Source organism: Amycolatopsis sp. NBC_00348, assembly GCF_036114655.1.
In the GTDB taxonomy this organism is placed as follows: Bacteria; Actinomycetota; Actinomycetes; order Mycobacteriales; family Pseudonocardiaceae; genus Amycolatopsis.
Genome location: NZ_CP107994.1, coordinates 1,039,103 through 1,060,250, shown reverse-complemented (window position 1 = coordinate 1,060,250; position 21,148 = coordinate 1,039,103). Strand labels below are relative to the sequence as shown.

The 21,148-nt window shown below is 71.1% G+C and carries 27 protein-coding genes; 17 read left to right on the top strand and 10 right to left on the bottom strand.

From position 1 onward, the window contains the following. Positions 1-126: 126 nt before the first annotated feature. Positions 127-1,413, top strand: coding sequence for an ABC transporter substrate-binding protein (locus OHS58_RS05135; protein WP_328647312.1), 1,287 nt, complete (start codon positions 127-129; stop codon positions 1,411-1,413). A gap of 58 nt (positions 1,414-1,471) precedes the next feature. Here OHS58_RS05135 and OHS58_RS05130 read toward each other — a convergent pair whose 3' ends face one another. Continuing rightward, the gene (locus OHS58_RS05130; protein ID WP_326952161.1) at positions 1,472-1,825 is read right to left on the bottom strand and encodes a VOC family protein; all 354 of its coding nucleotides are present in this window, start codon (positions 1,823-1,825) and stop codon (positions 1,472-1,474) included. Positions 1,826-1,941: 116 nt separating this feature from the next. Between OHS58_RS05130 and OHS58_RS05125 the strand changes: the two genes are divergently transcribed. The 3 genes from OHS58_RS05125 (at position 1,942) to OHS58_RS05115 (ending at position 4,258) form a co-directional block, all read left to right on the top strand. Next, on the top strand, positions 1,942-3,303 hold the full coding sequence (locus OHS58_RS05125) for an NAD-dependent succinate-semialdehyde dehydrogenase (RefSeq protein ID WP_328647311.1): 1,362 nt from the start codon (positions 1,942-1,944) through the stop codon (positions 3,301-3,303). Between the two features lie 83 nt (positions 3,304-3,386). Beyond that, a complete protein-coding gene (locus OHS58_RS05120) occupies positions 3,387-3,827 on the top strand; it encodes a hypothetical protein (protein WP_328647310.1) in 441 nt (146 codons plus the stop codon). Beyond that, positions 3,824-4,258 carry a hypothetical protein gene (locus OHS58_RS05115; protein ID WP_328647309.1) on the top strand — a complete coding sequence of 145 codons (435 nt, stop codon included), beginning with the start codon at positions 3,824-3,826 and terminating at the stop codon, positions 4,256-4,258. Before OHS58_RS05120 ends, OHS58_RS05115 begins: the two co-directional genes overlap by 4 nt. On the opposite strand, the gene OHS58_RS05110 is transcribed toward OHS58_RS05115, so the two are convergent. Together OHS58_RS05110 and OHS58_RS05105 are read right to left on the bottom strand one after the other, a co-directional pair. After that, on the bottom strand, positions 4,213-4,650 hold the full coding sequence (locus tag OHS58_RS05110) for a L,D-transpeptidase (protein WP_442875518.1): 438 nt from the start codon (positions 4,648-4,650) through the stop codon (positions 4,213-4,215). The genes OHS58_RS05115 and OHS58_RS05110 overlap by 46 nt on opposite strands. 87 nt (positions 4,651-4,737) lie before the next feature. Next, positions 4,738-5,658, bottom strand: a complete 921-nt coding sequence (locus OHS58_RS05105) for a hypothetical protein (RefSeq protein WP_328647307.1) — start codon at positions 5,656-5,658, stop codon at positions 4,738-4,740. Positions 5,659-5,829: 171 nt separating this feature from the next. Here OHS58_RS05105 and OHS58_RS05100 point away from each other — a divergent pair, with 171 nt between their 5' ends. Further along, entirely contained in the window at positions 5,830-6,060 is a 231-nt protein-coding gene (locus OHS58_RS05100) for a three-helix bundle dimerization domain-containing protein (protein WP_247053773.1), read from the top strand. Positions 6,061-6,110: 50 nt separating this feature from the next. Further along, complete coding sequence (locus OHS58_RS05095) at positions 6,111-6,425, top strand: hypothetical protein (protein ID WP_328647306.1); 315 nt, start codon at positions 6,111-6,113, stop codon at positions 6,423-6,425. A 6-nt stretch (positions 6,426-6,431) separates the two neighbouring features. Here the strand turns inward: OHS58_RS05095 and OHS58_RS05090 are convergent, their stop codons facing one another. Next, the gene (locus OHS58_RS05090) at positions 6,432-6,893 is read right to left on the bottom strand and encodes a nuclear transport factor 2 family protein (RefSeq protein WP_328647305.1); all 462 of its coding nucleotides are present in this window, start codon (positions 6,891-6,893) and stop codon (positions 6,432-6,434) included. A 61-nt stretch (positions 6,894-6,954) separates the two neighbouring features. On the opposite strand from OHS58_RS05090, the gene OHS58_RS05085 reads away from it, so the two are divergent. Next, complete coding sequence (locus OHS58_RS05085; RefSeq protein ID WP_328647304.1) at positions 6,955-7,836, top strand: LysR family transcriptional regulator; 882 nt, start codon at positions 6,955-6,957, stop codon at positions 7,834-7,836. A 123-nt stretch (positions 7,837-7,959) separates the two neighbouring features. On the opposite strand, the gene OHS58_RS05080 is transcribed toward OHS58_RS05085, so the two are convergent. Beyond that, positions 7,960-8,343, bottom strand: coding sequence for an STAS domain-containing protein (locus OHS58_RS05080; RefSeq protein WP_326951070.1), 384 nt, complete (start codon positions 8,341-8,343; stop codon positions 7,960-7,962). A gap of 174 nt (positions 8,344-8,517) precedes the next feature. Then, positions 8,518-9,192, bottom strand: coding sequence for a TetR/AcrR family transcriptional regulator (locus tag OHS58_RS05075; protein WP_326952151.1), 675 nt, complete (start codon positions 9,190-9,192; stop codon positions 8,518-8,520). 116 nt (positions 9,193-9,308) lie between these two features. On the opposite strand from OHS58_RS05075, the gene OHS58_RS05070 reads away from it, so the two are divergent. The 6 genes from OHS58_RS05070 (at position 9,309) to OHS58_RS05045 (ending at position 15,188) form a co-directional block, all read left to right on the top strand. After that, positions 9,309-9,515 (top strand): tautomerase family protein, encoded by a 207-nt coding sequence (locus OHS58_RS05070; protein WP_247053784.1) that lies wholly within the window; start codon positions 9,309-9,311, stop codon positions 9,513-9,515. 91 nt (positions 9,516-9,606) lie between these two features. After that, positions 9,607-10,122: a peptide-methionine (S)-S-oxide reductase MsrA gene (gene msrA / locus OHS58_RS05065; protein ID WP_328647303.1), complete on the top strand. Its 516-nt coding sequence runs from the start codon at positions 9,607-9,609 to the stop codon at positions 10,120-10,122. Between the two features lie 318 nt (positions 10,123-10,440). Beyond that, positions 10,441-12,723, top strand: a complete 2,283-nt coding sequence (locus OHS58_RS05060) for a M4 family metallopeptidase (protein WP_328647302.1) — start codon at positions 10,441-10,443, stop codon at positions 12,721-12,723. A gap of 94 nt (positions 12,724-12,817) precedes the next feature. Continuing rightward, complete coding sequence (locus OHS58_RS05055) at positions 12,818-13,327, top strand: OsmC family protein (RefSeq protein ID WP_328647301.1); 510 nt, start codon at positions 12,818-12,820, stop codon at positions 13,325-13,327. A gap of 80 nt (positions 13,328-13,407) precedes the next feature. Then, positions 13,408-14,388, top strand: a complete 981-nt coding sequence (locus tag OHS58_RS05050; protein WP_326952148.1) for an ATP-binding cassette domain-containing protein — start codon at positions 13,408-13,410, stop codon at positions 14,386-14,388. Beyond that, positions 14,385-15,188, top strand: a complete 804-nt coding sequence (locus OHS58_RS05045) for an ABC transporter permease (RefSeq protein ID WP_247053794.1) — start codon at positions 14,385-14,387, stop codon at positions 15,186-15,188. The genes OHS58_RS05050 and OHS58_RS05045 overlap by 4 nt, the downstream gene beginning before the upstream one ends. A 3-nt stretch (positions 15,189-15,191) precedes the next feature. Here the strand turns inward: OHS58_RS05045 and OHS58_RS05040 are convergent, their stop codons facing one another. After that, positions 15,192-16,124, bottom strand: coding sequence for a sigma-70 family RNA polymerase sigma factor (locus OHS58_RS05040; RefSeq protein WP_328647300.1), 933 nt, complete (start codon positions 16,122-16,124; stop codon positions 15,192-15,194). Between the two features lie 86 nt (positions 16,125-16,210). Here OHS58_RS05040 and OHS58_RS05035 point away from each other — a divergent pair, with 86 nt between their 5' ends. Next, positions 16,211-16,762 (top strand): dihydrofolate reductase family protein, encoded by a 552-nt coding sequence (locus OHS58_RS05035; protein WP_326951079.1) that lies wholly within the window; start codon positions 16,211-16,213, stop codon positions 16,760-16,762. A gap of 4 nt (positions 16,763-16,766) precedes the next feature. Here OHS58_RS05035 and OHS58_RS05030 read toward each other — a convergent pair whose 3' ends face one another. Together OHS58_RS05030 and OHS58_RS05025 are read right to left on the bottom strand one after the other, a co-directional pair. Next, the gene (locus OHS58_RS05030; protein WP_326951080.1) at positions 16,767-17,174 is read right to left on the bottom strand and encodes a nitroreductase/quinone reductase family protein; all 408 of its coding nucleotides are present in this window, start codon (positions 17,172-17,174) and stop codon (positions 16,767-16,769) included. A 2-nt stretch (positions 17,175-17,176) separates the two neighbouring features. Continuing rightward, positions 17,177-17,752 carry a DUF6069 family protein gene (locus OHS58_RS05025; protein WP_328647299.1) on the bottom strand — a complete coding sequence of 192 codons (576 nt, stop codon included), beginning with the start codon at positions 17,750-17,752 and terminating at the stop codon, positions 17,177-17,179. A gap of 107 nt (positions 17,753-17,859) precedes the next feature. Between OHS58_RS05025 and OHS58_RS05020 the strand changes: the two genes are divergently transcribed. The 3 genes from OHS58_RS05020 (at position 17,860) to OHS58_RS05010 (ending at position 20,747) form a co-directional block, all read left to right on the top strand. After that, a complete protein-coding gene (locus OHS58_RS05020) occupies positions 17,860-18,825 on the top strand; it encodes an SDR family NAD(P)-dependent oxidoreductase (protein ID WP_328647298.1) in 966 nt (321 codons plus the stop codon). A gap of 158 nt (positions 18,826-18,983) precedes the next feature. Further along, a complete protein-coding gene (locus tag OHS58_RS05015; RefSeq protein WP_328647297.1) occupies positions 18,984-20,177 on the top strand; it encodes a serine/threonine protein kinase in 1,194 nt (397 codons plus the stop codon). Between the two features lie 381 nt (positions 20,178-20,558). Then, positions 20,559-20,747 (top strand): hypothetical protein, encoded by a 189-nt coding sequence (locus OHS58_RS05010; protein WP_328647296.1) that lies wholly within the window; start codon positions 20,559-20,561, stop codon positions 20,745-20,747. Between the two features lie 38 nt (positions 20,748-20,785). On the opposite strand, the gene OHS58_RS05005 is transcribed toward OHS58_RS05010, so the two are convergent. Next, positions 20,786-21,109: an STAS domain-containing protein gene (locus OHS58_RS05005; protein WP_328647295.1), complete on the bottom strand. Its 324-nt coding sequence runs from the start codon at positions 21,107-21,109 to the stop codon at positions 20,786-20,788. Positions 21,110-21,148: the final 39 nt, after the last annotated feature.

Genomic DNA, 21,148 nt, shown 5'->3' with positions numbered 1-21,148 from the left:
CCCACCCCGGGTCTTGCAAGCGCTTGCGGTCCTTCACGGTTGGCGGATTGACACCCACCTCGATCGAGGATAATCATCGCTGCAAGCGCTTGCAATCAGCGTGGCCTGTCCGGCAAGGAGGCCGTCATGCGCCAGATCCTTCCCGTCGTGGGCGCCGCGCTCCTGGCGAGCAGCGCGCTCGCCGCGTGCTCCGGGGCCGCGGGACTCACGATCAACCTCTACATATCGCCGGAAGACCACCTCCAGACGGTGGTCGACAAGTGCACGCAGGAAGCCGGCGGCCGGTACAAGATCGTCTACAACAAGCTGCCGCGCGGCGCGGACGGCCAGCGCGAGCAGATGGTCCGCCGGCTCGCCGCGGGCGACACCTCGCTGGACGTGCTCGGCCTCGACGTCACCTGGGTGCCCGAGTTCGCCGAGGCGGGCTGGGCGCAGGAGTGGACCGGCGCCGACGCCGCGGCCGCCACCCGGGACGTGCTGCCCGGCCCGCTGGCGACGGCCAAGTGGAACGGAAAGCTCTACGGCGCCACGAAGAACACCAACGTGCAGCTGCTCTGGTACGACGACCGGATCACGCCGTCGCCGCCCAAGACGTTCGACCAGCTGATGGACCAGGCCCAGCAGCTGAAGGCGGCCGGGAAGCCGTACCAGGTCGTGTTCACCGGCGCGCAGTACGAAGGCCTGGTCGTCTTCTACAACACGCTGGTGGCGTCGGCGGGCGGGCACATCCTGTCCGACGACGGCAAGTCCGTGGTGATGGACGACGGCGCGGTGAAGGCCCTCGAGCTGCTCAAGAAGCTGACCACCGCGGGGATCACCGACCCGTCGCTGACGAACCAGAAGGAAGACGAGATCCGCCAGGCGTTCCAGCGCGGCCAAGCGGCGACCGAGCTGAACTGGCCGTTCGTGTACGCCTCCTACGCCAAGGAGAAGCCGCAGGAGCTGAGCCACTTCAAGTGGACGCGCTACCCGTCGGTCGTCGCCGGACAACCCAGCCGGGTCACCATCGGCGGCTTCAACCTGGCCGTGAGCACGTACTCGCAGCACAAGCCGGAAGCGTTCGAAGCGGCGCTGTGCCTGCGCAACGCGTCGAGCCAGAAGTACCAGGCCCTCGTCGACGGCATCCCGCCGAGCCTGGCGTCGATCTACCGCGACACGGCCCCGCTCGACCCGGCGAAACCGGGTGACCCGAAGGAAAACCCGACGATGGCCGACCAGTACCCGATGAAGGGCGACATCCAGGCGGCGCTGACGGACGCGGCGGTCCGCCCCCTGACCCCGGCGTACCAGAACCTGTCGACGGTGATCTCGAAGGTGCTCTCACCCCCGGCGGAGATCGACGTCCAGGCCACGGCGCAGGAACTGCGCGAGCGCCTGGCGGACGCGCTGGCGTCGCGAGGCATCATCCCGTAAAACCCGGATGGGGCGGGGAACGGTGAGACTTGGCCCCGTTCCCCGCCCTCTACCGCGATCACCAGGCGACGAGGCAGAACGGGTGCCCGGCCGGGTCGGCGAAGACCCGGAACCGCTCACCGCCCTTCAGCGGCGTCGCCCCGAGCGCCAGCACCTGCTCCTGGGCGACGTCGAGGTCCTCGACGCGCACGTCGAAGTGCATCTGCTGCGGCGGATCCCCGTCGGGCCAAGCGGGAGCGCGCGACCCGGGCACCCGCGCGAAGGCGACCCCGGGCCGATCCGGCGCGTCACCGATGACGACGAAGTCCGCGCCGTCCTGCACGCGAACCATGCCGAGCAGCTCCTGGTAGAAGGCCGCGAGGGCGGCCGGGTCGGGACAGTCGAGGACGAGGCCGTGCCAGGTTCCGATCACGCGGGCCATCATGCCCGCGGGGTCCGACAAAACCGGCACAGCTAGTGTATACAGTATTCAGTAGGCTATACTCAGCTTCGACCGCGTTGCCGTCGAAGCTGGAGGCCGTCGCTCTCATGTACTCAGTCACTGATCCCGCGACGGGTGAGCTGGTCGAAGAGATCCCGAACGCGACCGACGACGAGGTCCGCGCCGCGATCGGCCGGGTGCACGGCGGCTACCGGGCCTGGCGGCGCCGGCCGGTCGCCGAGCGGGCCGCGATCGTGCTGCGGGCCGCGGACCTGTTCGCCGAACGCGCCGGCGAGCTGGCCGCGATCATGACCCTCGAAATGGGGAAGCGGATCAACGAAGGCCGCGGGGAGATCGGCATCGTCGTCGACATCTTCCGGTACTACGGCGAACGCGGCCCGGACCTGCTCGCCGATGAGCCGCTCCCGATCCGCGGCGGCGAGGCCGTGCTCACCAAGGAGCCGATCGGCGCGCTGCTCGGCGTCATGCCGTGGAACTTCCCGTGTTACCAGGTCGCCCGGTTCGTCGCGCCGAACCTGGTGCTGGGCAACACGATCCTGCTCAAGCACGCGTCGATCTGCCCGCGCTCGGCCGCCGCGATCGAGCGGGTGCTGCAGGACGCCGGCGTGCCCGAAGACGCGTACGTGAACGTCTTCGCGTCCAGCCGTCAGGTCCCGTGGATGCTCGCGGACCCGCGCATCCAGGGCGTCTCGCTGACGGGCAGCGAGCAGGCCGGGATCTCCGTCGCGGCCGAGGCCGGGCGGAACCTCAAGAAGTGCGTCCTCGAGCTCGGCGGGTCCGACCCGCTGATCGTGCTGGACACCGACGACTTGGACGAGACGGTGAAGGTCACCGCGACCGCCCGGATGCGCAACTGCGGCCAGTCGTGCAACGCGCCCAAGCGGATGATCGTGCTGGGCGAGCTCTACGACGAGTTCGTCGACCGGCTGGCCAAGCGCGTCGCGGAGTACTACGTCCCGGGCGACCCGGCGGACCCGGCGACGACACTGCCCCCGCTGGCCTCGACAGCGGCGGCGGACGAGGTCGCCGCCCAGGTCCAGACGGCGATCCGCGAAGGCGCGACCCTACGCGCGGGCGGCCACCGCGTCCCCGGCCCGGGCGCCTACCTGGAGGCCACGGTCCTCACCGACGTGACCCCGGAGATGGCCGCCTACCACGAAGAGATCTTCGGCCCGGTCGTCCTGGTGTTCCGCGCGGAAACCGAGGAGGAAGCGATCGCCCTGGCGAACGACACGCCGTTCGGCCTGGGCGCGAGCGTCTTCGGCACCGACCGCACCCGGGCCACGCGGGTAGCCCGCGGCATCGAGGCGGGCATGGTCTACCTGAACAAGTCGGGCGGCTCGGAGGCGGACCTCCCGTTCGGCGGCATCAAGCGCTCGGGCATCGGCCGGGAGCTGGGACCGCTGGGCATCGAGGAGTTCATGAACAAGAAGCCCATCCGGCTCTGAATGGGTGTCACTAGACCGGGCGGCGCAGCCGGCTCGACCCTCACGGCGGTGTCGATCACGGGTTGATCGACTATCGTTCCCTCATGACGCTGGAGATCGTCGGCGGGCGGCGTGGGGTTTCCGCTGGGGCAGCGGAATCCGCTCGCTGGACGCGGCTGTGCGTGGGCGGCTCGGTCACCTTCGGCCACCTTGTGGGTGACGACTACCGCACGCCCCGGGTGTGGAGCGGGCGGGGGCTCGGGCTGCCGGAAGCCGATCTCGGTGGGTTCGCCGTTCAGCTGGCCAAGGTGATGAAGCTCGGCGCTTACTGGGCCGCGCGGGCCGAGTGCCCGGATCGACGGGCCGGGGATGCGACGCGCTGGTCTCCCGGGCGCTACGACGACGAAGATGCCTTCGTCTACTTCGCCGGGCCTTGTACGCACGGTGACCGGCTGTCCGGGTACCACCCCGCGGCCGCGTTCACGATCGCGCTTCCCTACGTTCGCGGGCTGCGGATTAGGCTGGCCGGTTACCTGGCCACATGATTCGCGCTGGGGTGATCGCCGCTGTGGTGAGCGGGGTTCCGTCCACCGCTCATGCCTTGCTGACGCGTGGTGACGTCCTCGCCGCGACGCGTGCGGCCGGGACTTTGCTGCCCGGACGGCGCGACCGGCCCGGCGTCGCCGCCGGGCTGGTCGCGCACATCGGGATCTCTTCCCTCTGGACCGTCGTGCTGAGCTTCGCCTTCCGTCGCCATGAGCTCGGCGTCACCCGCGGTGCCGTGGCCGGGCTGGCCATCGCGGCGCTCGATCTCGGGATCGTCGCGAGGGCCTACCCGGCGGTGCGCACGCTTCCCCGCGTTCCGCAGGTGCTGGACCACTTGGTCTTCGGCGCCGTCCTCGGTGGACTGCTCCACAAAGGACAGATAACTCAGGCCACGACCTGGACCACGTCACCCGGGTGCAGCGAGTTGTAGAAGGTCACCGCGTCCGCGTGCGAAAGGTGCACGCAGCCGTGGGACTTCACCTTCAGGCTGCCCTGGTGGAACGCGACCCCGGTGTTCGTGAAGAACACCGAATACGGCATCGGCCCGTTGAACTGCTTGCTGTAGTGGTCGATGTCCTTGTACTGCACGTGGAACGTCCCGAGCGGAGTCGGGTACTTCGCGAGCCCGACCGTGATCGGGACCCCGCCGTGCGTGACGTTCCCGGCGCCGTCCGTCAACCACGCCGTGTTCGTACTGCGTTGGACGCAGGCTTTCGCTTCGACACTGCACGGCGTTGAAGCCGCCTCCGCCGTCCCGGCGAGCGTCACCACGCCCGCCATGGCGGCGATCCCGCCCAGTACCGCGGTCATCCTCCGGATCATCGTGTGCCTCCCGCTGTCGTTCGGCTACAGGAGGTGAAGTGCCCCGTTTCCCGATCTTCGAATCACCCCGAAGATCATTGGAACGGTTCAGTTCTGCGGCTGGGACAACCCGAGGAACTCGTTCTGCTCGCGGTCGTAGCGCTGGGTCAGCCCGTTTCCGTAGCGGTCCCACCAGTTCGCCGTGTGCCCGCCCTGGTGGGTGGTCGTGCCGCCGTAGATCTGGCGGTCGTACTCGATGCGCGCGTCGTGGAACTCCTGCTGGAAGTCCTGCGCCGAGAGGCCCTGGACGTGCTGGACCGCCGCGTCGCTGATCGTGTTCGAGCTGCGCACGATGTCGTCGCCGCCCATGTGGTTGATGATCGCGCGGACGCCGCCGGCGCCGCGCATGTGAGCGCCGGACATGATCGCGGCCTGCGTGCCGGCGTCGGTGAAGTTGAGCGCACCGGCCGCGCGGGCGTTCGCGCTCATCAGGTCGCTGACGACGGCGCGTTCCTCGGCGCTGCCCTGGCCGTACTGCTCACGCGCCGCGATGATCTGGTCGTAGCCGTTGTGCATGTTCTGCCGGAAGCCGTAGGCCTCGGGCACGCCGCCCTGCTCCCCCGTGGCGCCCTCGGACGCCATGATCGAGTCGACGACACGCGGGTCGAGCTGCGGTATCGGCGCGGCCGCCGCCGCGGCGCCACCGCCGGCCGCGGCCTGCTGCGTGCCGCCGCCGTAGCCCTGGGCGACGTCGGCGTCCGCGGCGTTGTAGCCGTTCGCGGCCGTCTGGACGTTCTGGTTGACGTTCCCGATCAGGCTGAGGAACTTCTGCAACGCGCTGCCGAGCTGCGAGTGCAGCGCCGAGTTCGCGGCGGCGACACCGCTGCCGATCCCGGCGAACGACAGGGCGTTCAGCACGAGACCTTCGAGGTCCCGCGTGGTCGACAGGAACGACGACCCGACGTCTTCGACCGCCTTGACGACCGTCCCCATCTCCGTCGTCTCGGCGTGGTACGCCCCGGCACTCATGGTCTGCTCCCTCCGGCAAGCGACTTACCGCGTCGAGAATTCACCACCCGGCCGCGACCGCACACGGCCGAATTACCCACTGCCGGACGCGCCCCTGTCGTTCATCTTCAGTTCACCCCGTGGTCGTCTCGCCGGGTACTTCCCCCCTTACGCGACGCAGGGAGGCCCTTCATGAGCACACCCACGCTGGACACCATCGCTTCCGAGCAGCTGGACCTGCAGCTGTCGGTGGTCGAGGACCGGCTGGCCCGCGACTACGGCCGGGAGTCCGTCCACGACCTGGTCGAGCGCGAACGCGCGCGGTTCGGCGACGCTCGCATCCACGTCTTCGTGCCGATCCTCGTCGAGCGGGCGGTCCGCGCGACGCTGGCGGCGCCACCGGCGAAGCACCGGCGGGACTGACCGCTCCGGCGCTAAGGTCGGTGGCAGACCGGCAGTGGCGAGGAGCGACGATGAACGACAAGCCCGTGGACGACCCGAACGTGGTGGACGGCGAGATCGTCGACGAAACCCCGACCGCCGCCCTCGCGGTGCCGTCGCCGGCGCCACCACTGCCGGACCCGGACTACAGCGAGGGCGGCGTCCCGAGCTTCGACTTCGTGCGGGACAAGATCGAGGGCCGGTACACGACTTCGCTCGGCGCGGAGGAGGTGGCCGGGCTGGGGACCGAGAACACGACCGAGGCCCTGGACAAGCAGATCGCCGACCGCGACCAGGCGGCCAAGGACAGGCTGGCCGCCATCCGCCGCTCGATGCGCGGCGAGTAGCCCGGCTCAGCCGAAGATCGCGGCGGGATCGCCGGTGTACCAAGCGTTTTCGATGACGACGCGGCGCAGCACCCAGCGGTCGCCGTCCCGGACGAGGTCGGCGTCGTAGCGGTTCTTCAGCAGCGCGTGGACGTCGTGGTCGGGGCTCAGCAGGTGCTGCGCCTCGACGAGCGCGGTCAGGTGCGCGGTGCCGCCGTCGATCGTGACGCGCGGGTTGGTGACCTGGTGGGTCGTGTCGACGCGGCCGGCGAACAGCGCGAGGATCGTGTCGACGATGGCGTCCCGGCCGGTCATCACCGGCGGCGCCGCACCCCACCGCGCGGCCGCCGGCCGGAAGTCGAGCTCGGCGTCGGCGGCGAACGACGACGCGAACAGCGCCCGGTCCTTGAGGTCCTGGCCGAGGCCGAAGCGGTACAGCGCGTCGATGATCTCGACGCTGTCGTGGAGTTCCTGGAACGAAGTGGTCACGCGCTCCAGGCTCGTCCTGCTCGCGAGGGTGATCAACGCGCTTTTGTGCCACGATCGTGAAGTGGTGGTTAACGGTGCGCCGGAGCGGCGTGAGGTGGAGTCGTTCCTGACGCTCGCCGAGGAGCTGCACTTCGGTCGCACGGCCGAGCGGCTGCACGTGTCGACCGCGCAGGTCAGCCAGACGATCCGGAAGCTCGAACGGCACGTCGGCGTGCCGTTGTTCGCGCGGACCAGCCGCCGGGTCGAGCTGACGCCCGCCGGGCGACGGCTGCTGGCCGACCTCGGGCCCGCGTGGTCGGCGGTCGAGGCGGCGTTCGGGAAGGCGATCGAGGCCGGGCGCGGGGTGACGGGCACGCTGCGCGTCGCGTTCGGCGACGCGGCGGGCGGGCAGCTGCTGGCCGGGGTGGCCGAGCTGTTCCGGCGGCGGCAGCCGGGCTGCCGGGTCGAGTTCCGGGAGGTCCGGCCCGCCGAGGTGCTGCCGTGGCTGCGGGACGGCGAAGTCGACGTCGTGCTGGCCGGCCTCCCGCTCGACGGCCCGGGCCTGGTCACCGGCCCGGTGCTGGTGCGGGAGCTGCGCTTCCTCGCGGTGGCCGCGGGCCACCCGTTCGCCCGGCGGGAGTCGGTGCCGGCCGCGGACCTGGCGCGGGTGACGGTGCTGCGCTGCGCGCTGCCGGACCCGTGGCTCGACGAGCACGCGCCGGCCGCCGTGACCCGGCCGGCCGCGGGCCTGCAGGAGCTGCTGACGTCGGCGGGCGCGGGCGAGGGCGTCCTGCCGGTGGGCGCCCACATCCGGCGGTACTACCCGCGGCCCGACCTCGCGTACGTCCCGTTCGGCGACGCGCCGCGGCTGGAGTGGGGCCTGGTCTGGCGAGCCGACGCGACGACGGCCCGGGTGCGGGCGTTCACCGAGGCGGCGGCCGAGCTGGTGCGCGAGCCGGCCTGACGTCGCGCGGGCCCAGGTCCGTGAATGCCACATTCACGGACGTGATGTCCCTCGATGCGACATTCACGGACTTCGCGACAGCGCGAGCGGCGGCCGAGCGACAGCGCGGGGCACGGACGGTGGTCAGCGTGCGTGGGCGTGCAGCCAGCGCATCTCCACCGGCTGGGACGCCGCGATCGCGGCCAGGCGGTCCGGGTACACCGGGACCCGGCGGTCGAGCCCGGACAACCGCACCACCCGGCTGACCGCCGTGCCCGGGGGGACGATCAGGCAGCCGTCGATGCCCCGGTCGCGGCAGAGGTCGAACGCCTCCAGCAGGCCGGCCGCGCCGCGGGCGGACAGGAAGCCCAGCTCGGCGAGGTCGACGACCAGCAGGTGGGGGCCCGGCAGCTCGCAGATCGCGGCCTCGATCACCGTCGTCCAGCGGACGACCGTCGCGATGTCGAGCTCCCCGCGCACTTCGACGACCAGGACGCCGCTGGTGCGTTCCGGGGCGATGTCCGGCATCGCGCCTCCTCCCCAGGCAGGTCCGGAGACCGGCCCCGGGGCCATGGTCGCATCGCCGTGCGCGGCGTCGCCGCGTCAAACCCGGAACGCGGCGAAGACAACCCGGATGGCGCATCACCTGCCGCCAGGCGGCCGGGTGTCCGCTCGAATGTCCAGCCGAGTGTCCATTGTGGATCACTCGGCCAGGCGGTCCAGCCACTCCTGCAGCAGCGTCACCTCGGCCGCGGACAGGGCCGCCGGGGCGTCCTTGCGCAGCTGGGCGCCGAGCGTGGTCGCCGTGGCGGCCACTCCCCCGGCCGGTTCCGCCGGTTCGCCGGCCAGGATGCCCGCGAGCACGCTCTCCCGGACCCGCACCGAAAACCCGGTGTCCGGGTACAGGGCCGGCCGGGTGATCATCGAGAGCGCGACGCCGGCGTTGGCCGCCATCACCATCTGCGCGGCGACCGCCGGCGCCACCGCGAGCCGCCCGGCGGCCGCGCAGCGTTCGAGCACCTCGAGCAGGAGGCCGTGCGCCTCGGCCGCGGCGTTGGGCGGCGTCGAGAGGCCGGAGTACATCAGCCGGTAGTAGTTCGGGTTACCGACGGCGAACGCGACGTGGTTCTCCCAGCCGTCGCGCAGGTCGCGCACCGGGTCGTCGGACGGCCGCGCGGCCCGCTTGCCGGCGAGGTACTTCTCGAACCCGTGGTCGACGACGGCGGCCATCAGGCCCTCTTTGTCGCCGAACTGCCGGTACAGCGCCGGCGCGCCGACCCCGGCGGCCTCGCAGACCGCGCGCGTCGAGAAGTCGGCCTCGGCCGACCGCGACAGCAGGTCGGCGGCCGCCTCCAGAATCCGCGTTCGCAAGTCCACAGCAGCGACGCTACCAGCTAGTATCGTCGTTATCAAGCAGATGGTAGCGCCGATCCAGCCGAGGTGTTAACGTCGGTTACGTCATCACGTAAGCGACGATAACGAAGGACACCGACATGCCGTTCGCCAACTTCAAGGTCCCCGCCGGCACACTCACCCCCGCACAAAAGGAGCAGATCGTCACCCGCACCACCGAGCTCTACGCCGAGATCTACGGCGACCGCGCCCGGGCGACCACGATGGTGCTGGTCGAGGAGGTCGCCGACGGCGGCTGGGGCATCGGCGGCGACGTGCTCACCCTCGCGAAGCTCCAGGCCGGGTGACGTCAGGCTTCCGTAATCCCCGCGTGGAATCATCGGCTGACCACAGAAGTTGTACCGGTGGTAGCACCGCACGAGGAGAAGGAGTGACGCCGTGACCACGTCAACCGAGAAGGCCATCCTGGCCGGTGGCTGCTTCTGGGGAATGCAGGAGCTGTTCCGCCGGCTGCCCGGGGTGCTGTCGACCCGGGTCGGCTACAGCGGCGGTGAGGTCCAGCACGCCACCTACCGCAACCACGGCACGCACGCCGAGGCCATCGAGGTGGTCTACGACCCCGCGCAGACCACGTTCCGCGACCTGCTCGAGTTCTTCTTCCAGGTGCACGACCCGACCACGAAGAACCGCCAGGGCAACGACATCGGCGTGAGCTACCGCTCGGCGATCTACTTCGAGAACGACGAGCAGAAGCGGGTCGCCGAGGACACGATCGCCGACGTCGACGCGTCCGGGCTGTGGCCCGGCAAGGTCGTCACCGAACTCGCCCCGGTGGGCAATTTCTGGGAGGCCGAGCCGGAGCACCAGGACTACCTCCAGCGCATCCCCAACGGGTACACGTGCCACTTCGTGCGCCCGGGCTGGAAGCTCCCGAAGCGCGCGACGACCGCCTGACACACTCGTACCAAGAAGGGCCCCTTCGCCGTCCGCGGCGAGGGGGCCCTTCTATTTTCCGCCGCGGCAAAGATCACCCGAACGGCGGTGAGCAACCGGAAGTCCTCAGTGGACGATCACCCGACAGAATCCCAAAGGTGTTGAATGTCGGTTTTGGGAAGTATTGCCATATGTCAATAAGACCGTACGTTAGTCGCTTGTTCACGAGGCCTCAGCACCGGATTCTGATTTCCGTTCCACAGCACCACCTCTCGTTCCCCTGATCTGGGCCCGCCTCGAACCCGGGCCTGGTTCACCCTGCCCGGAGGAGATTCCTCGATGGAACTGAGACGTCCTGTCGTCTTGGCAGCAACCGGCGTGCTCATCGGCGCCCTCTGCATCACCGGTACCGCACAGGCGCAACCCGCCCCGAACGCGACCCCGAACGCCGCCCCGAGCGCCCAGGCCCAAGCCGCCACCGCGGCCGCCGGCCTCGTGGCGAGCAGGCCCACCGCGCTGCACGCCAGCTCGGACGACGTTTTCCTGGCCCAGAAAGCGATCTCCTCCACCAACGGGCTGCAGTACATCCCCTACGAGCGCAGCTACAAGGGTCTGCCGGTCGTCGGCGGCGACTTCGTCGTCACGACCAACTCGACGGGCCAGGTGCTCGGCACCTCCGTCGCGCAGGACCAGACCATCAACCTCGCCACGACCTCGGGCAAGGTGACCAAGGCCGCGGCCGAGGCCACTGCCCGGCAGCAGCTGGCCTCCGTGGACAGCGTGAGCCCCGCGCAGCAGGTCGTCTTCGCGCTCGGTTCGCCGGCGCTGGCGTGGCAGAGCACGGTCGTCGGCCGCAACGCCGAAGGGCCGAGCCGGCTCGACGTCGTCGTCGACGCCGCCACCGGCAAGGTGCTGCACACGCAGGAACACGTCATGAACGGTGACGGCACCAGCGCGTACAACAAGCCGAACCCGGTGCACCTCGACACCACGCACTCGGGCAGCACGTACTCCCTGAAGGACCCGGCCATCACCAACACGTCCTGCCAGGACGCGGCCAACAACACCACCTTCAGCGGTCCGGACGACGCCTGGGGCAACGGCAACGCCACCAGCCGCGAGACCGGCTGCGTCGACGCGCTCTTCGCCGCCCAGACCGAGAACAAGATGCTCTCGCAGTGGCTGGGCCGCAACGGCTTCGACGGCAGCGGCGGCGGCTGGCCGATCCGCGTCGGCCTGAACGACGAGAACGCCTACTACGACGGCACCCAGGTCCAGATCGGCCACAACACGAACAACCAGTGGATCGGTTCGATCGACGTCGTCGCGCACGAGCACGGCCACGGCGTCGACGACCACACCCCGGGCGGCATTTCCGGTTCGGGCACCCAGGAGTTCGTCGCGGACGTCTTCGGCGCTTCGACCGAGTGGTTCGCCAACGAGCCCGCGGGTGGCGACGTGCCGGACTTCCTCGTCGGCGAGTCGGTCAACCTGGTCGGCTCCGGCCCGATCCGCAACATGTACAACCCGTCGGCGCTGGGCGACAAGAACTGCTACGACAGCTCCGTCCCCAACGGTGAGGTCCACGCGTCCGCCGGCCCCGGCAACCACTGGTTCTACCTGCTGGCCGAAGGCACCAACCCGACCAACGGGCAGCCGACCAGCACCACGTGCAACAGCACCAGCATCACCGGCATCGGTGTGCAGAACGCGGTGAAGATCTTCTACAACGCGATGCTGCTGAAGACCACGGGCAGCTCGTACCTGAAGTACCGCACCTGGACGCTGACCGCGGCGAAGAACCTCTTCCCGGGCAGCTGCACCGAGTTCAACACCGTCAAGGCGGCGTGGGACGCGATCTCCGTGCCGGCGCAGTCGGGTGACCCGACGTGCTCCGCGACCGGCACCGTGACCGTCTCGAACCCGGGCAACCAGTCCACCACGACCGGTGGTTCGGTCAACCTGCCGCTGTCCGCCAGCGGCGGCACCTCGCCGTACACCTGGACCGCCACCGGCCTCCCGGCCGGCCTGTCGATCAACGCCTCCACCGGCACGATCTCGGGCACCGCGACCACCGCGGGCACCTCGAACGTCACGGTGACGGCGAAGGACGCGGCCAACAAGACCGGCACGGCGTCGTTCTCCTGGACCGTCGGCACCACGACGGGCTGCTCCGGCCAGAAGCTGGCCAACGGCGGCTTCGAGTCCGGCGCCACCAGCTGGACGCAGACCAGCGGTGTCATCGGGCAGAACGGCTCGCAGCAGCCCACCCACGGTGGCACGTACAACGCCTGGCTGAACGGGTACGGCACCACGCACACCGACACGCTCGCGCAGTCGGTGAGCATCCCGGCCGGGTGCCACGCCAGCCTGACGTTCTACCTGCACATCGACTCGGCGGAAACGACCACCACCACCGCCTACGACAAGCTGACCGTCACCAACGGCAGCACCACCCTGGGCAGCTACTCCAACCTGAACAAGGCCTCCGGGTACGTTCTCAAGACGGTCGACGTCTCGTCGGCCGCCGGCGGGACCCTCGCGCTGAAGTTCACGGGTACCGAGGACAGCTCGCTGCAGACGTCGTTCGTGATCGACGACGCCGCGGTGACGCTGAGCTGAACCAGCTGAATCCGCACTGAAAAGGCGGGGAGACCGGGAAATCCGGGCTCCCCGCCTTTTCGCTTTTCCTTGGCGAGCGGGCACAATCGGGCCCATGGACACCGAAGAGCTGCGCGCTACCCAGGCCCCGCTGAAGGACAAGTACCGCGACGCGCCGGAAAGCGCGCTCGTCACCCTGCACGCCGACGCCGAACTCGACGGCCTCGGCATCTCCTGCAAGGTCGAAACCGGCCGCGCGGTCGTGGAAGCCGGCCTGCACCCGGCGACCGGCGGCGACGGCACCCTCGCCTGCTCCGGCGACATGCTCCTCGAAGCGCTCGTCGCGTGCGCCGGGGTGACGCTGCGGGCGGTGGCGACGTCGCTGGGCCTCGACGTCCGGGGCGGGCGCGTCCGCGCCGAAGGCGACCTCGACTTCCGCGGCACCCTCGCCGTCGCGAAGGACGCGCCGGTCGGCTTCCGCGCGATCCGGCTGTCGTTCGCCCTGGACACCGACGCCGACGCCGGCCAGCTCACGACGCTCAAGAAGCTCACCGAGCGGTACTGCGTGGTGTTCCAGTCGCTGCGGACGCCGCCGGAGTTCGCCGTGACGCTCTCGGCGAACTGACGCGTCTCCGGGAGAATCCCGGAGGAAAACCGGGGCAACGTGCCCTAGCTTGGCGGTGTGTCGTCGGAAGGAGAGCCGCCATGCCGGCCCTGTCACCGCCGGAGCCGGACATCGCCGTCCGGGTACGCGGGCTCGTGAAGACCTACGGTTCGACCCGCGCGCTCGACGGCGTCGACCTCGAGATCCCGGCCGGGCGGGTGCTCGGCCTGCTCGGGCCGAACGGCGCCGGCAAGACCACCACCGTGCGGATCCTGACCACGCTGCTGCGGCCCGACTCGGGCGAGGCGTGGGTGGCCGGGCACGACGTCCTGGCCGAACCGGACGCCGTGCGGCAGCGGATCGGGCTGTCCGGGCAGTACGCGGCCGTCGACGAGAACCTCACCGGCTTCGAGAACCTCTACATGGTCGGGCGGCTCTACGGCCGTCGCAAACCCGCGGCCCGGGCCCGCGCTCGCGAGCTGCTGGCGCGGTTCCAGCTCGCCGAGGCCGCCGACCGGCCGGCGAAGGGGTACTCCGGCGGCATGCGCCGGCGGCTCGACCTGGCCGGCGCGCTGGTCGCCGAGCCGGCGGTCGTCGTCCTCGACGAGCCCACCACCGGCCTCGACCCCGGCGGGCGCCTCGACACCTGGGCGGTGATCAAGGAGCTCGTCGCCGACGGCACGACCGTGCTGCTGACCACCCAGTACCTCGAAGAGGCCGACCAGCTGGCCGACTCGATCGTCGTCATCGACCACGGCAGGGTGATCGCCCGCGGCACCGCCGACGAGCTCAAGGCGCAGATCGGCGGCGAACGCCTGGAGCTGGTCGTCGCCGCGGCCGCGGACCTGCCGGCCACCCTCGACGTCCTGCGCGCGGTCGGCACCGGCGAGCCGTCGGGGGACGAGCACACGCGCCGCGCCGAGATCCTCGTCGACACCGGGCCCAAGGCGCTCATCGAGGCGCTGCGGCAGCTCGACGGCCTCGGCGTCACGGTCCAGGACGTCGGCCTGCACCGGCCGACGCTTGACGACGTCTTCCTGTCCCTGACCGGGCACGGCGCCGAAGAGGAGGCCGCGAAGTGAACGCGTTCACGAAAGGCATCTCCGACGGCGGCGTCATCACCTGGCGCAACCTGATGAACGTCCGGCGCAACCCGGACTGGCTGATGGCCGCGACGCTGCAGCCGATCATGTTCGTGCTGCTGTTCGCCTACGTCTTCGGCAACGCGATCGGCGGCGACGCGGGCGGCGGGGCCTACCGCGAGTTCCTCATCGCCGGGATCTTCGCCCAGACGGTGGCGTTCAACTCGGCGTTCACGGTCATCGGCTTCGCCAACGACCTGCAGAAGGGCATCATCGACCGGTTCCGCTCGCTGCCGATGTCCCGGATCGCGGTGGTCCTCGGCCGCACGACGTCGGACCTCGTCGTCAGCGTGGTGGCGCTGGTCGTGATGTCGTTGTGCGGGCTGATCGTCGGCTGGCGGATCCGCGGCAGCTTCCTCGACGCCGTGCTCGGCTACCTGGTGATGCTGATGTTCGCGTGGGCGCTGTCGTGGGTCGGCGCGCTGATCGGCCTCACCGCGCGCAGCGTCGAGGTGGCGCAGAGCGCGGGGCTGATCTGGATGTTCCCGCTGAGCTTCGTGTCGTCGGCGTTCGTGCCGACGGACAAGATGCCGCCGTTCCTGCGGGCGATCGCCGACTGGAACCCGTTCACCGCGGTGATCAACGCGACGCGCGCCCTGTTCGGCAACCGCTTCGGCGTCCCGCCGACGGGCTGGCCGGCGGAGCACGCGGCGCTGTACTCGATCCTGTGCTGCGTGGCGATCATCGCGGTGTTCGCGCCCCTGGCGACGGCGCGGTACCGCAAGGTGGCGAGCAAGTAGTCCTCAAGGGACGGACGCGGCGAGGCCGAAGGCCGCGAACGCCCGCGGGTCCTGGAACACGACGTTGTGCGTGATCCCGGCCGGCGTCACCGTCAGCACCTGCAGGGTGTGCAGGCGGTGGCCGCCGGCGTCGTCCGGGCAGTACGCGGCGAGCGCGGGCTGCCCGTTCGCCGTGAGCGGGACCGCCCGCCAGCCGCCGGGGCGCATCGCGAACACGCGCGCCATGAACCGGCCGTAGTCCGCGCGCCCGGCGTACCAGAGCGGGACCGGCGGCATCTCGAGCACGGCGTCCTCGGCCAACAGCGTGACCAGGGCCGGGACGTCGGCGGCCTCGAACGCGCGGACGTAGCGCTCGACCGTCTCCCGGACCTCCCGGTCACCGGGCTCGCGCACCTCGTGGTCCCGGGGCGTGGCCGCGGCGAGGGCGGCCCGCGCCCGCTGCAGCGAGCTGTTGACCGCGGCCGCCGACGTGTCCAGCTGGGTGGCCACCTCGGCGGCGCTGAACTGCAGGACGTCCCGCAGCACGAGAACCGCCCGCTGGCGGGGCGGGAGCAGCTGCGTGGCGGCGACGAACGCGAGCCGCACCCCGGCGCGGGCCTGCGGGTCCTCCGTGTAGCGGCCCGGTAGCGGCTGCAGCCAGGGCACCTCGAAGTCCGGCGTCAGCGGGGCGCCCGGATCGGTGCTCGCGGCGCCGAGCCCGGACGGCAGCGGCCGGCGGGCCCGGCCCTCGAGCGCGGTCAGGCAGACGTTCGTCGCGATGCGGTAGAGCCAGGTGCGCACGGACGCGCGGCGTTCGTCGTAGCGCTCCCGGGCCTTCCACGCGCGCAGGAGCGTCTCCTGGGCCAGGTCCTCGGCGTCGTGCAGCGAGCCGAGCAGCCGGTAGCAGTGCACCACCAGCTCACGCCGGAACGGCTCGAAGTCCTCGCTCGCGTCCACGCCGGAGATTGTGCCCCCGATCGCGATGAGTTCCGCCGCCGGCGCCGGTATGTACCCACGACCGCACCGCTCGCGAAGGGACCACCATGAACGACGTCATCGTCATCCAGTTCACCACCCTCGACGGGGTCGTCGAGGACCCGGACGGCTCCGGCGGCACCGCCGGCGGCGGCTGGGCGTTCCGGCACGGCCCGGAAGCCGTCGCCGGGGACAAGTTCAAGCTCGGCCCGCTGCTCGACACCGGCACGCTGCTGCTGGGCCGCGGCACGTGGGAACTGTTCTCGAAGCTGTGGCCCGCCCGGACCGACGACTTCTCGACGCGGATGAACGAGATCCCCAAGCGGGTCGTCTCGCGCACGCTCACCGACGTCGGCGCCTGGGCCAACTCCGCGTTGCTCACCGGGGACCTCCTCGACGAGGTCCGGCGGCTGCGCGAAGAGCGCGACGTCATCGTCATCGGCAGCACGAGTGTCGTGCACACCCTGGCCGGGCACGGGCTCGTCGACGAGTACCGCCTGCTCGTGTTCCCGCTCGTGCTCGGCTCCGGCCGCACGTGGTTCACCGCACCGGGTGACCTCCGGCTGGCCTCGGCCGAGCAGAACGGGGCCGCCGCGCTGCTGCGCTACCGGACGGCCTAGCGCGTCAGTCCTCTTCGGACAGTTCCACGATCGGGATCGACCGCTTCGCCTTCTCCCGGTGGTCGGCCAGGAAAGGGTAGTGCTTCTCCAGTTCCGTCCACGTGCGCACGTAGTCCGCGCCCAGCAACGGCAGGGCTTCGGCCTCGAACGCGCGGCCGTCGACCTCCACCTTCACCCGGGAGTCGGCCGTCAGGTTCTGGTACCAGTCGGGGTCCTTCGCGGCGCCCACGTTCGACGCCACCACGAGCAGCCGGTCACCGTCCCGGTGGAACATCATCGGGACGGTGCGCGGCTTGCCCGAGTTGCGGCCCGTCGTCGTCAGGAGCACGAGTCGTTCGCGGTGCATGCCGTCCACCTCCTCGCCCGCGCGGAACTGCTCGATCACGCGGCGGTTCGTCTTGCGCTGCCCCATGCTCAGCGGTCGTAGTAGCGGGTCGTCGGCGGCTCCTGCTGCTGCTGGTTCCACTGCCGGGTCGGCGGCGGCTGCTGCGCCGCCGGCGGCGCGGCCTGGGCCGGCGGGGCCGTCGAGCGGCGCCGGTGCAGGGTGCGCGCGCTCGCTGCCATGCTGCTCACGATCGCCGCGATCACCAGGCCGATCACCAGGTTGATCGCCGCCGTCGCGATCTTCGCGCTCGGGGCGACGCTCAGCGTCAGCGGCAGCACCACCGCGATCAACGTGACCAGCACCATGATCCAGCCGAAGAACTGGGACGGCGCCGGCGTCGCCACGCTCAGCAGGTGCATCAGCCCGGTCGCCAGCAACGCCACCGCGGCGGCCACCACTGCGTACGTCGTGGTGCTGGCGTTGCCCCAGACGCCTTCCCCTTTTGGGGCCAGCACTTCGACCTCGAAGATGCCGCGGGCGATCAGCAGCCCGACCACCGCGACCAGGGCCGCGACCACCGCTGTCGCCACGCCACCGGCCCACAGCCGGCGTGCGTCGATCCCCGGGCGGACGTCCTGGGGTGTGTTCCCGTAGTAGTCGGACATCACGGCCTTCCTCGCGTCGCTGGGCCTCTCGCGGTCGATTGTCCCCTCTTTCGGCCCGGGACGCGCGACTTGCGCTGGAGTGCGCTCCAGGTCTTAGCGTCGAGGCCATGACCACCGCACAGCACAAGCTCGGCTCGGGCTTCGGCGCCGGCACCACCGCCGCGGAAGCCGTCGCGGGCATCGACCTCACCGGGAAGCTCGCCGTCGTCACCGGCGGTTACTCCGGCATCGGCCTGGAGGCGACCCGCGCGCTCACCGGCGCCGGCGCCCACGTCGTCGTCCCGGCCCGCCGCCGCGAGACCGCCGAGCAGGCCCTCGAAGGACTGACCGGCGTCGAGGTCGACGAGCTGGACCTGGGTGACCTCGACAGCGTCCGCGCGTTCGCCGACCGCTTCCTCGCCTCCGGGCGCCGGATCGACCTGCTCATCACCAACGCCGGCATCATGGCGTGCCCCGAGACCCGCGTCGGGCCGGGCTGGGAGGCCCAGTTCGCCACCAACCACCTCGGCCACTTCGCCCTGGTCAACCGGCTGTGGCCGGCCGTCGCCGACGGCGCCCGCGTGGTCGCGCTGTCCTCCCGCGGCCACCACAACTCGCCGATGCGCTGGGACGACGTCATGTTCACCGAGGGCTACGAGAAGTGGGCCGCCTACGGCCAGGCGAAGACGGCCAACGTGCTCTTCGCCGTCCAGCTCGACAAGCTCGCCGCGGCGAAGGACGTCCACGCCTTCGCGCTGCACCCGGGCGGCATCATGACGCCGCTGCAGCGGCACCTGTCGCGCGCCGAGATGGTCGAGCGCGGCTGGATGGACGAGGCGGGCACCATGCTCGTCGAGTTCAAGACGCCGGAGCAGGGCGCGGCGACGACCGTCTGGGCCGCGACGTCACCGCAGCTGGCCGGGCTCGGCGGGCTGTACCTCGAGGACTGTGACGTCGCCGAACTGTCCCCAGAGGACGCCGAAGGACTCGCCGCCTCGGGTGTGCGCCGCTACGCCGTCGACCCCGCGCAGGCCGAGCGGCTGTGGACGCTGTCGGCGCAGCTCACCGGCGTGGACGCCTTCGACGGCCGCTGAGCGCGCGTACCCCGCCCGCGATCTTCGCAGGTTTCCGGATCACGGGATCGGGGTACATCGCGGGGGTGGCCGACCAAGCGGCAGGACGGGGTGCCCGGGCGATGAGCGAGGCGGACGAACCCACGTGTGCGCACTACGCACTCGGTGAGTTTTCCGTCATGCCACGACCGGCACTGGGGGACGAACCGCCGCCCACCACGCTCGGCGGTCGCTACGAGATCGGCCGGCTGATCGGCAGCGGCGGCACGGCCCGCGTCTACCGCGGCTACGACCTGCACCTCGACCGCCCGGTCGCCGTCAAGATCTACGACCGCGGCGCGGTGGCGCAGGACCAGCGCCGCCGGCTGCGCGAGATGAGCATCCAGGGCAGCATCGCCCACCCCGGCGTGGTGGCGCTGCACGACAGCGGCACCGAGCACGGCCGGACCTTCCTGGTGATGCAGCTCGTCGAGGGCGAGAACCTGGCCGAACGGCTGCTCGGCGGCGCGATGACCGTGGCCGAGGTGACGGCGCTGGCCGCCGGGCTCGCCGAAGGCCTGGCCCACGTGCACGGGCTGCGGGTCGTCCACCGCGATCTCAAGCCGGCCAACGTGTTCCTGAGCGCGGACGGCCCGCTGATCGGCGACTTCGGCATCGCGCACGCGCTCGACACCACCCACATCACCGGCACCGGTGTCATCCCGGGGACCGCCGCCTACCTCGCGCCCGAGCAGGTCGCCGGCCAGCCCGCCGGACCGCCCGCCGACGTCTACGCGCTCGGCCTGATCCTGCTCGAGTGCGTCACCGGGGAACGCGAGTACCAGGGCACGATGGTCGAAGCGGCGATGGCGCGGCTGACGCGGGCGCCCCGGATCCCGGCGGACCTGCCGCCGTCGCTGGCGCACACCCTCCGGCGGATGACCCAGCGCGAGCCCGCGGACCGGCCCACCGCCGCCGAGGTGCTGGGATCGCTGAGCACCCCGCCGGCGACGCTGCCCACCGCCGCGCCGGCCGGACGTCCGGCGCGGCACTTCCGGGCCGTCTTCGCCGCCGCCCTGACCACCGCGGCCGCCGCCACGGTCGCCGCGGTGCTGCTGGCCGCGCCCGAAGGCGCCGGCTCGTCCACCCAGTCACCGGCGCCGGGTGTCACCGAGGCGGTGCACCCGCCGGCCGCGCCGTCGACGTCGCCGCAGCAGGTGGCCGCGCCGGCCGTGACCGAGTCGGCGGACCTGGAGCCGGCCGCCGTGACGCACCAGAGCCCGGTCCAGCCGCAGAAGGCCGGGAAGCAGCAGGGCAAGTCCGGGAAGAGCGCGAAGCCGCCCGGCGGCAACAAGGGGAAGGGCAAGGGCCCGGGTCCGGGCACCGATTCGTGAACCGGGGCCTCCGGCGAGTGAAGCAGGGCCCAACGGCCCTACCGCCGGGAATGGCCGTGGAATAGTCATGGAGAACGTCGGAATTCTCTTTTCCGAATTCGGACTCGAAGCAATAACGACCGGTAACCCGGGCGCCCCGCGGCACGACTGATCGAGCGTGCCGGCCGCACCCGGTCCCCGCGTTTCGAGCCGGCACGACCACCGGGAATTCCCCGTCCCGGCCGGTTTCACGACTTTCCGGAGGTTCGGATGAGTGTCCACGCTGCCCTTGCGCGCCCCGTTCTCGGAGCACCGCGCGGACGGCACGCCAAGCCCCGCGCCACGTGGCCGCGGGTTGTCGCCCGGTCGGCTTTCCTGGCCCTGGCCTTGATCTCCGCCGGCGTGGTCGTCGGCGCCGGCCGGCCGCCGGTCCTGCTCGTGGTGCCGATCGCGGTCCTGCTGCTGCTCGTCGCGAGCGTCACGAAACTGCGCACCGCGAGCCGGAAGATCGATGCGATCTTCGCCGAGGAATTGACCACACCGGCGTCTCCTGAAACCGGGATCGAAAACGTCGAAACCGCGGCCGCTTGATCGTTTCCCGGCGCTTCGGGAAACGATCTTCGGATTCGCTAGCCCGCGTCCTGCCAGGGTTCGAAACCGTTCAGGAGCGGTTTGATCTGCGCCGGGTCGGTGACCTCGGCTTCGACACCGGCGGGCATCGCGAGCACGAGGTGGGTGCCGCGGGACGCGCAGGCGGCCACCGTCTCCGTCAGGGCCGCCGCGGCGACGGCGTCGACCGCCGTCGTCAGCGCGAGGTCGACGACCATGCGGCGGGCTTCGGCGGCGAAGGCCGCTTCGACCGCGCGGAGGTACCCGGGAGCGAGGACGACGTCGAACGCGCCGTCGATCGAGAGGATGACTTCGTCGTCCAGCAACACGCTGTGAAGTGCCATCTTGGCCTCCTGCCGACCGGGTCTGCCCACCTGGTACGG

Excerpts from the sequence above, each read along its gene's own strand:
- OHS58_RS05135 (WP_328647312.1), top strand. The coding sequence starts at position 127 with ATGCGCCAGATCCTTCCCGTCGTGGGCGCCGCGCTCCTGGCGAGCAGC.
- OHS58_RS05125 (WP_328647311.1), top strand. The coding sequence starts at position 1,942 with ATGTACTCAGTCACTGATCCCGCGACGGGTGAGCTGGTCGAAGAGATC.
- OHS58_RS05120 (WP_328647310.1), top strand. The coding sequence starts at position 3,387 with ATGACGCTGGAGATCGTCGGCGGGCGGCGTGGGGTTTCCGCTGGGGCA.
- OHS58_RS05115 (WP_328647309.1), top strand. The coding sequence starts at position 3,824 with ATGATTCGCGCTGGGGTGATCGCCGCTGTGGTGAGCGGGGTTCCGTCC.
- OHS58_RS05110 (WP_442875518.1), bottom strand. The coding sequence starts at position 4,650 with ATGATCCGGAGGATGACCGCGGTACTGGGCGGGATCGCCGCCATGGCG.
- OHS58_RS05105 (WP_328647307.1), bottom strand. The coding sequence starts at position 5,658 with ATGAGTGCCGGGGCGTACCACGCCGAGACGACGGAGATGGGGACGGTC.
- OHS58_RS05100 (WP_247053773.1), top strand. The coding sequence starts at position 5,830 with ATGAGCACACCCACGCTGGACACCATCGCTTCCGAGCAGCTGGACCTG.
- OHS58_RS05095 (WP_328647306.1), top strand. The coding sequence starts at position 6,111 with ATGAACGACAAGCCCGTGGACGACCCGAACGTGGTGGACGGCGAGATC.
- OHS58_RS05080 (WP_326951070.1), bottom strand. The coding sequence starts at position 8,343 with ATGCCGGACATCGCCCCGGAACGCACCAGCGGCGTCCTGGTCGTCGAA.
- OHS58_RS05070 (WP_247053784.1), top strand. The coding sequence starts at position 9,309 with ATGCCGTTCGCCAACTTCAAGGTCCCCGCCGGCACACTCACCCCCGCA.
- OHS58_RS05060 (WP_328647302.1), top strand. The coding sequence starts at position 10,441 with ATGGAACTGAGACGTCCTGTCGTCTTGGCAGCAACCGGCGTGCTCATC.
- OHS58_RS05055 (WP_328647301.1), top strand. The coding sequence starts at position 12,818 with ATGGACACCGAAGAGCTGCGCGCTACCCAGGCCCCGCTGAAGGACAAG.
- OHS58_RS05050 (WP_326952148.1), top strand. The coding sequence starts at position 13,408 with ATGCCGGCCCTGTCACCGCCGGAGCCGGACATCGCCGTCCGGGTACGC.
- OHS58_RS05035 (WP_326951079.1), top strand. The coding sequence starts at position 16,211 with ATGAACGACGTCATCGTCATCCAGTTCACCACCCTCGACGGGGTCGTC.
- OHS58_RS05030 (WP_326951080.1), bottom strand. The coding sequence starts at position 17,174 with ATGGGGCAGCGCAAGACGAACCGCCGCGTGATCGAGCAGTTCCGCGCG.
- OHS58_RS05025 (WP_328647299.1), bottom strand. The coding sequence starts at position 17,752 with ATGTCCGACTACTACGGGAACACACCCCAGGACGTCCGCCCGGGGATC.
- OHS58_RS05020 (WP_328647298.1), top strand. The coding sequence starts at position 17,860 with ATGACCACCGCACAGCACAAGCTCGGCTCGGGCTTCGGCGCCGGCACC.
- OHS58_RS05015 (WP_328647297.1), top strand. The coding sequence starts at position 18,984 with ATGCCACGACCGGCACTGGGGGACGAACCGCCGCCCACCACGCTCGGC.
- OHS58_RS05005 (WP_328647295.1), bottom strand. The coding sequence starts at position 21,109 with ATGGCACTTCACAGCGTGTTGCTGGACGACGAAGTCATCCTCTCGATC.